Here is a 13,319-nt window from a genome sequence, read left to right on the forward strand (position 1 = left end):
TACAGGCATCGTTTTCCGTTTGAACACATACCCCATTAAACGCGAGTCATATGTTAAAGTTGCGGACCTTTTTACAGTATTAACCATAAAGATTACAAAATTGATACTATAGTCCGATAACGCATCAGCGATATTCCGCGTCACATCAAGGTTTTCTGAAAAATGCAGAAAACCAAAAAAGGACGTCAGTCCCCCTCTATAGGACTGTACCCATTTATAAACCTTTTACAAAAACCTAAATGAACGCCCGGTCATCACCCAGAGGTCACAGATCTCTCACATTAAATGTAAAAAAGCACAACTTATTTCCTAATTTCTGCCTCTAATATAGCTAATCCATAATTGTGTCCAATTTGCAAAATAATTCCGGTTGCCGCATTTTGAATTGTCAGATATGCTTATAAAACAGGAACACTTGTTCCATATTGTAAATAAACTGTTAAATATCGATGTTCAAATAAAGATAATTAATGCTTAACAGAGCCCAGCATCACGGATAAGGAGAGAAGTCTTATGCCCCGCCAAGACAGACGTGTCATCATGCTGGCCGACTGCCAGTCATTCTATGCCAGTGTGGAGAAGTCTGCACACCCCGAATACAAGGATCGCCCCCTCGTTGTCGCGGGAGATCCGGCGCGCCGTTCGGGTATTATTCTTGCGGCCTGTCCACTCGCCAAGTCCTATGGAATCACAACAGCAGAACGACTGGGTGAAGCGCTCGCCAAATGTCCGGATGTTGTGGTCGTTCGCCCCCGGATGGCCGAGTACATTCGGGTGTCCCTTCATATTACGCGTATCCTTCAGTCTTACACGGATTTGGTAGAACCCTATAGTATTGATGAGCAGTTCCTCGATGTCACCGGAAGCCTGGATCTGTTTGGCAGTCCCGAGACGATTGCCCGAAGCATTCAATCCAGAGTGATGGATGAGACGGGTGTGTACATTCGAATCAATCAGTGATACCAAGGTCGTCAGCAAGATGGCCTGTGATCTGTATGCCAAAAAAGTCCCTGATGGCATCTGCACGCTGCCCCGCAAAGATCTGCCGTCCACCATCTGGAAAAAGCCTGTGCGAGACATGTTCATGGTTGGTTCCCGCATGGCGCAGCATCTCTACAAGATGGGCATTCATACCATTGGTGATCTGGCCCAGACTCCGCTGTCTCGGCTGAGAGAACGTTGGGGTGTGAATGGCGAGGTACTGTGGCGTATTGCCCGCGGTATCGATGATTCTCCGGTCAAACCCGGGACATATGCTCATCAGCAGCAGGGTATTGGACATCAGATGACCCTCCCCCGGGACTATGACTCCTGGGAAGATATCAAAGTGGTACTGCTTGAGCTAGCGGAGCTCGTCAGTCGACGTTCCCGGGACAAATCGCTCATGGGCCATGTCGTCTCGGTTGGATGTCGCGGACAGGATTATGATCGGCCTACCGGTTTTTCCCGCCAGATGAAGGTGAATGAACCCACCAACATTACGGATGAAGTATATGATGCGGCAGCAGCTCTGTTCCTGCGCCATTGGGACGGATTACCCATCCGCCGCATCAGCGTGTCACTGACCGGACTAGTGCCTGATTCCGAAGTGCAGCTGTCCTGGTTCGATGACCGCGAACGCAAAAGAGAACTGGAACGTGCCACGGATGATATCAAGCGCAGGTACGGAGATACCGCCATCATGCGGGCATCCTCCCTCTGCTCGTCCGCGCAGGCACAGGAACGTTCTCATAAAATTGGAGGTCATTATAAATGAGTAAAAAATTGCAGCAAAACGGTATCTTCGAGTCCTCACGCATGATGCTTCCTGAACATCGGGAAGCCTATATTCTTCATCAGGAACAACTCGCTCCTCGTACCCGCCCATCCCTGGATGCCCAGGCCGCAGAAGAAATGTCCCGTCTGCTCAGCAACTCAATGATGCTTGGAGATATCGTTACCATTTCGTTGTTTCACGAACATGACGATATCCGTTACACCGGGCAGGTGCTTCGGCTGGACCGTCCTGCCCGTACCCTCCGATTGCTGATGGAAGGTGGGTCCCGGGATATTCAGATGAATCTCATTACGGATGTGGCGCTTGCCAATGAATGAAGGGGTATATCCCACCCCGATGTTGTGGATATTCCATGATAGATGCAGCATTGCCGTTGCCATGCAGGACTGTCTTCCTACACTTCCTGGTGAATACCAAAAGTAGCCGACGAGACATATCCAGACCATTCACTTCGTTCTAAAGAAGCAAAATATCAGATACGTGATTCATCGGCTACATATAAGGGTATAACTTCTTTTTTCAGTAAATTTCTTAGAAAAAGCTCCAGTCGAATTCCTTGGACAGACGCTCCAGCAGATGCACGCCGGCAATACTGTTGCCTTTGCGATTCAGAGCCGGGCCGACAAGACCTATGCCGAATTGTCCCGGTACAAGGGTCAGAATCCCACCGGATACGCCACTTTTGGCGGGCAAGCCGACCTCGATGGCAAATTCGCCTGATGCATTATACATACCACAGGTGGTCATAAAGGTTTTGGCAATCTGAACATAGCGACGAGGGATGAGTTCTTCTCCCGTAATTGGATCTGTTCCATTGTAGGCCAGAACGAGTGACATTCGAGACAGATCTGCACACGTCACTTCAATGGAGCAATGACGGAAATACACGGCAAGCACGTCTTCAACGTCATCCTTAATGACTCCGTTGTGCTTCAAAAAGTAGCCAAGTGAACGATTCATATGACCACTCTCCGATTCGGACTGAAACACCTCTTCGTTATAGCCCAGGCGATCATTGTGTGCCAGCTTGCGGAAAAATTCCAGAATGCGCCGTGATTTCTCTTCCTTACAGTCTCCTCCAACAAGCGAGGACACCGTAATTGCACCTGCATTAATCAATGGATTAAATGGAATACCGGGTTCGACTAGTTCAAGCTTAACCATTGAATCGTAATCGTCGCCTGTAGGCTCTTTTCCTACATTAAAGAAGACTGCTTCTTCTCCATGATCCATTAAGGCCAGAATAAGGGTAAATACTTTGGAGATACTTTGCATCGTAAATGGAACACCGCAATCCCCTGCCGACACATGATTACCTTCGGCGTCCATGATATGTATACCGAGCTCATCCTGTGAGGCTTTGACAAGCTCTGGAATATAAGAAGCCACTTTACCCTGCCCGGTGTGCAAACGACTGGTCTCCAGCCACTCCGGCAGTAATGCATTCAGACGTTCCATGGTTGAATTGCTCATATGTCATCTCCTCCACATCTCTATATAAGCATCTTGCATGAGATGCGTATGATGAACTCCATCCGCATCATTGCAAGATGCCTCATACATCTGATTATCCTCAGATTGCTTCCTTTACCGCTTCATTTGAAGATTTAACTCCAAGATCTCACCAGGAAGACCTTCGTAATCGCCAGTCCAGGTGGACACAAAGTTCTGTCTGGTTAAGATCTGACGGGAAGCGACGTTAGACGGATCAATAACTGCATAGAGTGATCCAATCCCTGCGGCTTGTGCCTGTATAATCAGCCGTGACGCTATAGATGTACCCTGTCCTTTGCCCCAATGTTCAGGCAAGATCATGTATCCTATTTCAGCACGGGTCGGGTCTGCCTCATCCGGAATCAATTTGGCATACGCCACACCGGCACCATCTTCACTAAATACCCGGTAATGCCCACAAGTGGAACGCTCATTAAAATCAAGCATCGATTCGAATTGTGTTCTCGCCTCTTGCTCCGGTAGTGCACGTTCTGTAATCTGTTTCATTACTTCCATATTGGAAACCAATGCATAATAGTCATCAAAATCAGGTTGTGTGTATTTAATGAAGTTCATGATATGCCTCCTCTGGGGTACATAACTTGGTCTTAATCTTCTTGGATTCACCTAGAGTATAACAGAAGCGAATGATGGAATGCACACAAGGCACCTCACTCGCTGGGCAGCCGGATAGTCCAACAGGCAAACAGGCTGGCAATCTGGCAACAGTAGATACCAAAAAGCGGCCTCATCTGGAGACCGCTCTGTTTATTTTACTTTTTACAATGAAGAAATATACTCATTCCGTACTTACAGCACATGTTGCTTAGCTTGCCCGTGATGAAGGGTTAAGGTTCATCTGTTTTTCACGTTGACGTGCACGACGACCTTGACCCGGAGGTGTAATGATCAGTGCGAGCAACAGCGAGACAGCGCAGAGTACAGCAATCACGATAAAGGTTAGATGGAATCCGCCCAGCAGGGCGCTGATGAATGATCCTGCCAAAGCACCAAATCCAAATCCCTGATAGATCACGCCATAGTTTTTGCTCTGATTCTTCAGTCCGAAGTAATCGGCCACAATCGCCGGGAATACCGTAATGTTACCACCGAAGCAGAATGCAACGGCCGCCACACAGGCGAAGAAAATCCCGAAGGTCAGTGGAACCAGACTAAGTGTCATGACAGCTACGGCTGTAACCAGCAATGCACCAGCGATGACCTTCATTCGTCCTACTTTATCCGACAGCGCACCAAGAATAATACGTCCTGCCGTGTTAAAGATCGCAACCATAGCTACTGCATTCGCAGCTGTAGCTACATCCAGTCCAGCGAGCTGTACACCGATATCTTTGACAATACCGATCAGATACAGTCCGCTCATACACGCCGTGAAGAAAATAACGAACAGCATGTACGCTTCTTTCGTACGCAGCATCTCTTTCACCGTATAGTCATGACGTGCCACGACTTGTTTCGTTCCTTCCTTGCTTGCCGGAGCCTGTTCACGAACAACCGCTTCACGAATCAGGAATGATCCGGCAACGACCAGAACCAGAACGATAATACCCCAATACATAAATGCCTGAGCAGGACCAACGGCACCAATCAATGCCGAGTTCACATATTTGAACAATAGACTACCGGTACCGAAAGCTCCGACCGAGATCCCCGAGATCAGACCTTTACGTTCCGGGAACCATTTGATCAGATTAGACAGCGACGTAATATACGCCGTACCATCTGCAAAACCAACGACAAATCCAGCCAAAATGTACAGCAGTGTTAGCGAAGTAACTTGGGAACTCAGAATCAGACCCAGTCCAAGCACGACCCCGGCTACACGGATCAGACGCTGAAGACCCCAACGTTCCTGCAACCGTCCTGCAAACAATGTGGCAAACGCCAATGCAAAACTCGTAATTGAAAATGTTATCGCGACCGAGCTGACGTCCCATCCGAAACGATCAGACAGCGGTTGATTAAATAAACTCCAAGTATAGATGGTTCCAAGACCCATTTGTACAATGATAGTCCCCAAAACAATAAGCCAGCGGTTCATTTTTGTAGGTGCAAATGTTGATGTAGGTGCTGATGAAATTGCTGCTTTCATCGTGATCTCCCCTTTGCCGATGTCATATACATGAATGCGTTCACAAGCTAATCATACATGAAAGGGGATTCATTACACCGATTTGAGCATGAGTTGCATCAGATGCGGAATGAAATGCTTCTAGATGCGCATGAGTTGCCTGAATTCTTTGACCTTCCCGCGACTCACGGGCACTTCAGCTTCCAAATCGCGCAGACGAAGCAGATACGTATTGTTGAACCAGGGTACAATTTCACGGATTTGCGACAGATTTACGACGTACGAACGGTGGCAGCGAAAGAACGTGTCCTGTGGCAGACGGCTGTGAAAATCCGATATGCTCACTGGCATGGTGAACTCACCATTTTTGGTATATACCTTCGTCACCTTCTCTTGCGCTTCCGCATAGTAGATGTCTGCCGTATCCGTAACAATAATATTGTCATTCCGCAGCAGATTAATTCTTCTGTCCGTATGGGAATTCGTATCTCGTAACAATTCCCCATGCGCAGCAGGTCCGTCCGCCGTGGTAGGAGCTGGTCCATCCTCAACATGTTGCTCCACCGGCGTATGATCACGCTTGAAAGCCATCTCCAGCTTATGGAGCATCGCAGCGATTCGTTTCTCGTCATAAGGCTTCAGAATATAATCAAACGCCTCCAACTCAAAGGCTTCTGCTGCATGTTCCTTATACGCCGTAGTAAATACAATATAAGGTTTAGTTGCAAACTTCCCGATATGATGGGCCAGCATCATGCCATCCAGTGAGGGAATATTGATATCCAGGAAAATCACGTCAACTTCTTGTTCCTGCAAAAACTTCAGTACATCCAGTCCGTCTTCAAGGCGATCCACCACCTCAATCTGACTATGTTCCTGGATTAAGTAATTCAATTCCTCACTTGCCAGAATCTCGTCTTCCACAATAAGAGCTCTCATTGATCTATCATCACCTTGTTACGACATCTCCTTTGGGCACATCAAATAAAATATCGGTTCCTTGTTCCAGCCTTGTAATGGTTACACCTTGTCCGTAGATGAGCTTAACCCGGCGATGCACATTATATAGCCCGATCTGGTTACCCGGCATGCGGTCATGGTAGACCCGTTCTATTATGTCTGCTCCAATGCCTGCTCCTGTATCACTGACACTGATTCGCACAAACTCCGGATAATCCTGTACCCGAATTCGAACGGTCCCGGGTCCTTTTACCTTGAGAATGCCATGAATAATTGCATTTTCGACGAGCGGCTGGATAACAAGACTCGGAATATGCACCGCGACCTCATCAATCTCATAGATCACGTTAAGTCGACTGCCGAAGCGGGCTTTCTCAATCTCCACATAATTGCGGACCTGCTCCAGTTCCTTGTGAATATCGATTAACTCATCCGACAGCTCCAGATTGTAGCGCATGTACCCGGATAGATTCACAATCAGCTCCCGAGCACGATCCGGTTTGGTTCGGATGGACGAAGCAATCGCATTCAGCGCATTAAACAAAAAATGAGGGTGAATGGTTGTCTGTAATGCACGCAGCTCTGCTTTGTTGGCAGCAGCCTTGATCTCCTCTACCCGCGATACCTCCATCTGGGTCGAGATGATCTGCGATAGACCTACAGCCATCGTTTGCAATGGATACGTAATTTTGTACGCTTTGCGATAATAGATTTTGAGCGCACCTGTGATGTCTCCTCGTTCTTTGAGCGGAATGATTAACAGCGAATGGATATCCGGTGTTTTTTCATCAATCACATCATTGCTGATTGTAATCTCCCCGCTGGATATCGTCTTCTTCGTCATCTCACTAATAATCTCATTGCCAATATGATATCGTTCCTCACCAAATCCTACATAAGCCAGTACATTCCGGGTATCCGTAATCGCAACCGCATCAGCCTGGATATCCTCCTGAATAATTCGGCAGATCTTGCGCAGAGAATCCTCATCAATTGAACGGAAATACGGCAAAGTCTTGTTCGCAATCTCCAATGCAAGTTTCGCCTGACGAGCCGCAATCATCTCCTTTTCCCCTTCGACACTCTGCACCAAGAGTACAATCAATCCAATGTTGACTTCACCCAGAATCATAGGCAAGGCAATCTGCGAAACAATATCAGCACCCAATGGATCAGGATAGGAAAATAAGAGGATCAGTAACATCGTCAGCGTTTCACAGATCATTCCGGCACCAATACCAATAATCCATCGCTTGGGCTTGGGCGTATACTTATGTATATATCCAGAGACCAGACCTGCAAGGATACTCGTGATCAGACACGGTATAGCTGTGACTCCATCCATATCAATCAGATACCGATGCACCCCGGAGACAATACCCGTAATAATACCCACAGGCGCTCCGAACAAAATACCACCCGATAACACGGCGATAATCCGCACGTTCACCAGTGAACCTTCAACATTAATGCCCGTATACGTGCCGAAGATGGCAAAAGCACAGAATAACAAGGTAACCGCAATATACTCCTGCCACCTTAATTTTCCTTTTTGCAGAATCTGCCTAAATCTCGGCACCCTCGACAGAAAGAATAAAAATATAATCAGCAGCGCCGCCCGTTCAAATAAACCCAGCAGCATCGTAAACATTTCCAATCGTACTTCCTCCACATCTGTCCAAAATAAAAACATGTCTCATTGTAACGCAATTTCCTCATCTCGTATGCAACAGTTTACCGCTCCCCCCGGAGGAAAGCAAAGTCCATCCTGTGAAAATGCATCAACAATACTGCACCATTCACACCATAGTTCATCCCTTAGCTTCTATGCAATCTGCGTTTCCAGAAAAACCTATGTTATAATGATTTGTCATGTTATTCCAATTGTTCAATGAAATTAATACAGAAAGGTGTTCATGCATGCTTGCAATTCTACTCTTAGGTTCATTTCTGCTTTTTAGTCTTCTATGGTACACACTATCCTTTCTCTCCAAACGAAGTAAGAATCCCGATCGCTCATCGGCAATAGTCCTGCGAATAATCTTAAGCATCTCAATTCTGGCACTCATCGTTCAAGTCTACATACTTAAAGGAAACCCATATAACTTTATTTTAATATTAGTATTTATCGCTTCATTAATAGCCACTCGTTCTTTTAACGGTACGAACAAAGAGAGATAAATAAAAAACAATAGGCCTTGGCTCTATCTGTAATCCTGCAACTAATCCAAAAAGGCCAACCAGACGTTCCTGGTTGACCTCAAGTCCAAAGTTTATGAGAAATTTCGCCTGATAAAATAACTTGGCGTGCAGCTCCAAGCATGGCAATAACTGTTGACCACATTGCTGCCATAAGGAGAATACGTTTTGTCGTCCGGGTCGTAGAGCTCCCAGAAAGTGTCCGCTCCATCCTTTAACATACCGCCCCAATACCTTCGGATCTGCTCCAATGCCTTCTCCTCTTCCCCGCACATAAGCAATGCATCAACATAATGATGAACCATGTACGGCGTGGTCATGCCAATAGCTTCTCCGTTACTCGTTAACCGATCAAGTAATTGCCGGGCCGCTGGAGCATCCATGATCTCAGCCAGAACCATCCACACTTGCGAAGCCCAGGATACCTGTCTTTTTTCACCACTGACGAAAAAGCCCTGTTCACCATCCCACAGATATGTGAGAGCTGCTTGCTCAGCGTCTTTGATGTGTGCGTTAATCCATTCCTCATACTCCGGCAGCCCTAGTTCTTTGGCAATCAACCTTCCCCTTTTCATACTATAGATGAGAACTGCCTGAGCACCCGCCTGTTTATTTAATTCTTCATGCCAGTCCAGAAAACAATACCACGTATCGTCATCCCGTACGATGCCCCGCTGATCGAGCCGCTTAAGCCCAACTTCAACCTGTTCTCGAGCCACCGGCCAAAGTTCTTCCAGCGTTTCCCTGTCGTTGGTAGCTTCAAAATAGTCCCATAATGTTGCAATAAAGAACAACGCATAGTCGTATAGGTAAATATCGTCCACGTACGGTTCCGGTTGTTCGTACAAACAGGCTCCTACCTGGCCGCCTTCCAATCTCGTTCCGGCAAAGAGATACAGACAACGCTTGACGAGATCATTACAGCCGAATGTTTCATAATTGACGAGGGCCTGAAGGCGAAGATCACCGATCCATAAACGTCGATCGCGCTTCGGTCCATCTTCGAATACCGTCTGCATGCAATCCCGAAGTGTCTTCACGGACACGCGATCCATTTCCAACAGCTCCGTGTCGATACCTTCAGGCAATCGAGGTACTGCCCCTATGTCTGCTGAGGTCACCGTCATGCAATACACATCGTTCATTCGAATATCGTAACGGATCGACGTTTCTACCACCTCGATTGTCAGATATCGAAAGGCATACCGACGGTCCAGTGTTAGTGTGCCGGGTAACACGTCCACAGTCACGATCTCATCCTGAAGCCACGAACGGCTAAGCCAACCCGAATATCCTGCAAAATCCTCACCGACCTCACAGGGCATTTCTCCGAATGTGAGCTTCAACCTGAGAGGTGCATCTGCATTACTGCGCTCGTTAAGAAGCGACAAGGTTAGATAACCGACGAGATGCTCCCCGAAATCCAGCGTAACACTATCTCCCTTGCACAGCACTTGATCGGACAAGTGCTCCGCTGGGCCAAGTGGCTCGATACGCCATCCCTGAAAAGCCGCCGCATCCGGAACTGCGCTCACGATATGTTCCGGATAGACCTTTTTCTGGCGAAGCTCCGGCATCAGACGCTGCGCTTTTTCCAGCCAGGCTGTGTTTATCACTTTTTCACTCATTGCAGTGTCCTCCTTATCCTTTGACCGCCCCAACCGTCATACCACCGATAAAATATTTTTGCAGGAACAGAAACGCCAGCAGCAACGGTAGCGCGCACAGAAAGCACGCTGCAAACAGGACATTCCACTGCGTGGGGTTTTGCTGATCGCCCAAAAATCCGAGCATGGCCAGTGGTAACGGTGAATCTCCTGCGCTGGAAATAAAGATCATATTGAAGAAATAATCGTTCCAGATCCAGACACCTTGCGTAATAATGACCGAAACCGTTACAGGAATAAGTAAGGGGAACACGACGGTCCAGAACCGTTGGAATAATCCCGCCCCATCGATGTGCGCCGCTTCTTCTACCTCCTCAGGCACACCGCTTCGAATGAAGCCCGTGTACAGGAAAGTTGAAAACGGCAGACTGCACGTAATGAACATGAAAATAGGCGTATATTGATTCGTTGGGATATGCAGCGCATTAATCATTTGCACGATCGGTATCAATACCATTTGGGCAGGAACCACGAGTCCGGACAAAAAAAACAAATACATAAACTTACTTAACTTTGTCTTCAAACGAGCCATCGGGTAGGACGCCATCGCCGCAAGCAGGACAACGAATACGACCGATACGCCGGTTAACACCATGCTGTTCCACAGCGCTTCCGGAAAGTGCATGCGGTCGAAGGCAGCCTTGTAACTTGCAAAGGACATATCCTGGAACAGGACCAGCGGATTTGTATTGTTGCTTGGATCTCGGAGTGATGTCGAAAAGGCAATAATTAACGGAATCAGGTTTAACGCCATCACCAACAGCACGACGACCTGAACGGATCCTTTCCCCAAAACTTTACGAAGCGTCATGCCGACACCTCCCGTTTGTTCATTTTCAGTACAAAGACAGCGGTAATGACGATAATCACGGCAAAGGAAATGACGCCCAGAGCCGAAGCTTTACCAAAGAGCTGTTCGGTAAATGCCATCTTGTATATGGTATAAATCAGCGTGTTGGTAGCCGTACCGGGACCGCCATTTGTCATGATAAACGGGAAGTCGAACGCTTTGAGTCCATTGATCAAACTTAACGTCACGTTGATTGTGATCGCTGTTGCCAGTAATGGAATCTTCACATGTCGCAGCAATCTCCATGAGCCGCATCCATCAATCCGTCCGGCTTCCAACAGGTCGCTCGGAACAGTCTGTAGTCCTGCAAGGAAGATAATCATTGTCGTTCCGATCGTCTTCCAGATTTCCACGAAGATAATGGAATACAGCGCGGTCGAGTAATCACCCAGGAAATTCAGTTCATTTGCGATACCGAGTTTATCGAGAAAGGAAGAAATCAGCCCGTAATCCGGCATATAGACGTAGCTCCACAAAAATCCGACGACGATCGCACTGAACAATGTGGGAATATACGCCAGGGAACGGTAAATCCCAGTTCCTCTTATTTTCATGTTTAACAGCAGAGCCATTGCCAAACCGATGATATTGCCAGCTATGACGGTGACGAACGTATAGATCAGTGTATTTTTTAATGAAATGCCCAGGATGTCACTGCGGAACAATTCCTTGTAGTTGTCGAGACCGATATAGTTATAGGCTTGGGCGTACCCGTTATAGTCCGTTATGCTGTACTGGAACAACCGCAGGATCGGGAAGATCCAGAAGGTCAGGTAGAAGATCAATGCCGGCAAGGCAAACCAGTACATGGACTTTTTCATTACAGTAGAGCTCATCCTGCTCCGTCCTTTCCAAGAGGGCCTGCGGCAAGGGAAGAAGGACAAGCACTCTCCCCTTTACAGCAGACAGCATCGTTTTGTTCTAATTTTTCCACAGTTCTCTGAACTTGGTTTCCATGGCGTTCGCCACATCTTCTGGCGTTGTTTTCTGTCCAGCAATAATCTCGGCAAACTTTGCCTGCATGACATCCGATACTCCGGCTGGCCACATCTGGTTGCTGAAGTAGACGGAATTTCCAGTTTGTTGATAGTTGTCATTTACTTCCTTAAATAATTCATTTTCAAGCTCTACGTCCTTATATACGCTAATGGAACTGTTGGCTTCCACAAATGCCTTGAACAGATCTGATTCTCCATCGAACAGGTAGTTCAGTACTTCCTTGGCTGCATCCAGGTTTGCCGATTTGGCGTTCAAAGCGTATCCGGCAGATGTTGCAGCAGATACAAACACCGGCTGTTCCGGCTCGTTACCTGGCAATGAGGCGAATCCGCGAGTAAATTCGGCAGCGCCTTTGGACGTCATGGAGGCATAATCCCATGTTCCCGTAAAGGTCATTGCTGCTTTTCCGTCGATAAACAACTGCGCAGATTGGGCACTACCAATGCCAAGCGAGTTTTTGACCACGTAGTTCTTATCATAGAGCTCTTTGTATTTGGAAATGGTTTGAACCCACTTTGGATCGGTCAGCGATTTTTCGCCGTTTTGCAGTTTGACATCAAAATCCAATTCATTCGGATACACGACATTGGCTGCAATCGGATACATACCGAATTGGATCATCCAAGGGTCTTTGTCACCCATCGCAATTGGCGTTACGCCTGCTGCCTGCAGCTTTTGACACAACTCCAGAAACGAAGGCCAATCCTTCGGAAACTCGGAATATCCTGCCTGCTGTAACAACTCCTTATTGTAATACACGCCCAGGAAGTCCAGTCCTTCAGCAACCCCGTAAGGTTTACCCTCATAGGACATATCGTCCTTCGCTCCTTGGCTGATGCTGTCCCAGAACTTCAGATCTGAGAGATCTGCAGCAAATCCAGCCTTTGCAAAATCAATAACACCGCCAGCCGCATTCTTCGGAAAAATCCAGAAAATGTCTGGTCCCTGTCCAGCCGCAAGCTTGGTTCGAACAGATGTATTGTATTGATCATCAGGCAACTTTTGTACTTCCAAGTTAATGTCCGGGAACTTCTCTTTGACTAGACGCGGCAAGGTCTCCAGCTCGAAATCCTCTCCCGCGGACGCCTTGTTTCCCGAAAGCATCATCGTCAACGTAATTGGCTTTTCTGACTCATCTGTACTTCCGTTGTTGGCATCCGTACCGCTCCCCTCCTGGCTACTGGAGCTACATGCGCTCAGAAACATCATGAGGAGTACCAAAGTTAGGGACCACAGTCGTTTTCTTTTTTTCATCTTGTCATTCCCCCAATTCATGTTTAT

Annotated in this window: 11 protein-coding genes and 1 pseudogene; 3 read left to right on the forward strand and 9 right to left on the reverse strand. The window is 47.4% G+C overall.

The window, feature by feature from the left end; translation table 11 throughout:
• Window positions 1-513 precede the first annotated feature (513 nt).
• A pseudogene (locus FS628_RS14115) lies at window positions 514-1,756 on the forward strand (DNA polymerase IV).
• Window positions 1,753-2,094 carry a YolD-like family protein gene (locus FS628_RS14120; RefSeq protein WP_145322795.1) on the forward strand — a complete coding sequence of 114 codons (342 nt, stop codon included), beginning with the start codon at window positions 1,753-1,755 and terminating at the stop codon, window positions 2,092-2,094. Before FS628_RS14115 ends, FS628_RS14120 begins: the two are co-directional and overlap by 4 nt.
• A 214-nt stretch (window positions 2,095-2,308) precedes the next feature.
• Here FS628_RS14120 and glsA read toward each other — a convergent pair whose 3' ends face one another.
• A complete protein-coding gene (glsA, locus tag FS628_RS14125; protein ID WP_145322797.1) occupies window positions 2,309-3,250 on the reverse strand; it encodes a glutaminase A in 942 nt (313 codons plus the stop codon).
• A 114-nt stretch (window positions 3,251-3,364) separates the two neighbouring features.
• On the reverse strand, window positions 3,365-3,847 hold the full coding sequence (locus FS628_RS14130; RefSeq protein ID WP_145322798.1) for a GNAT family N-acetyltransferase: 483 nt from the start codon (window positions 3,845-3,847) through the stop codon (window positions 3,365-3,367).
• A gap of 74 nt (window positions 3,848-3,921) precedes the next feature.
• Between FS628_RS14130 and FS628_RS14135 the strand changes: the two genes are divergently transcribed.
• Window positions 3,922-4,101: a hypothetical protein gene (locus FS628_RS14135; RefSeq protein ID WP_145322799.1), complete on the forward strand. Its 180-nt coding sequence runs from the start codon at window positions 3,922-3,924 to the stop codon at window positions 4,099-4,101.
• On the opposite strand, the gene FS628_RS14140 is transcribed toward FS628_RS14135, so the two are convergent.
• The 7 genes from FS628_RS14140 to FS628_RS14170 all read right to left on the reverse strand — a co-directional run bounded on the left by FS628_RS14140 (window position 4,098) and on the right by FS628_RS14170 (window position 13,292).
• Complete coding sequence (locus FS628_RS14140) at window positions 4,098-5,384, reverse strand: L-lactate MFS transporter (protein ID WP_186327820.1); 1,287 nt, start codon at window positions 5,382-5,384, stop codon at window positions 4,098-4,100. The genes FS628_RS14135 and FS628_RS14140 overlap by 4 nt on opposite strands.
• A 120-nt stretch (window positions 5,385-5,504) precedes the next feature.
• Window positions 5,505-6,302 carry a LytR/AlgR family response regulator transcription factor gene (locus FS628_RS14145; protein ID WP_145322801.1) on the reverse strand — a complete coding sequence of 266 codons (798 nt, stop codon included), beginning with the start codon at window positions 6,300-6,302 and terminating at the stop codon, window positions 5,505-5,507.
• 10 nt (window positions 6,303-6,312) lie between these two features.
• Entirely contained in the window at window positions 6,313-7,965 is a 1,653-nt protein-coding gene (locus tag FS628_RS14150) for a sensor histidine kinase (RefSeq protein ID WP_145324156.1), read from the reverse strand.
• Window positions 7,966-8,596: 631 nt separating this feature from the next.
• The gene (locus FS628_RS14155; RefSeq protein ID WP_145322804.1) at window positions 8,597-10,150 is read right to left on the reverse strand and encodes an alpha-L-rhamnosidase-related protein; all 1,554 of its coding nucleotides are present in this window, start codon (window positions 10,148-10,150) and stop codon (window positions 8,597-8,599) included.
• Window positions 10,151-10,163: 13 nt separating this feature from the next.
• On the reverse strand, window positions 10,164-11,000 hold the full coding sequence (locus FS628_RS14160) for a carbohydrate ABC transporter permease (protein ID WP_145322806.1): 837 nt from the start codon (window positions 10,998-11,000) through the stop codon (window positions 10,164-10,166).
• Window positions 10,997-11,875, reverse strand: coding sequence for a carbohydrate ABC transporter permease (locus FS628_RS14165; RefSeq protein WP_145322808.1), 879 nt, complete (start codon window positions 11,873-11,875; stop codon window positions 10,997-10,999). Before FS628_RS14165 ends, FS628_RS14160 begins: the two co-directional genes overlap by 4 nt.
• A gap of 85 nt (window positions 11,876-11,960) precedes the next feature.
• Complete coding sequence (locus FS628_RS14170) at window positions 11,961-13,292, reverse strand: ABC transporter substrate-binding protein (protein ID WP_145322809.1); 1,332 nt, start codon at window positions 13,290-13,292, stop codon at window positions 11,961-11,963.
• Between the last annotated feature and the right edge of the window lie 27 nt (window positions 13,293-13,319).

The organism is Paenibacillus xylanexedens (genome assembly GCF_007676705.1).
GTDB classification, from domain to species: domain Bacteria; phylum Bacillota; class Bacilli; order Paenibacillales; family Paenibacillaceae; genus Paenibacillus; species Paenibacillus xylanexedens_C.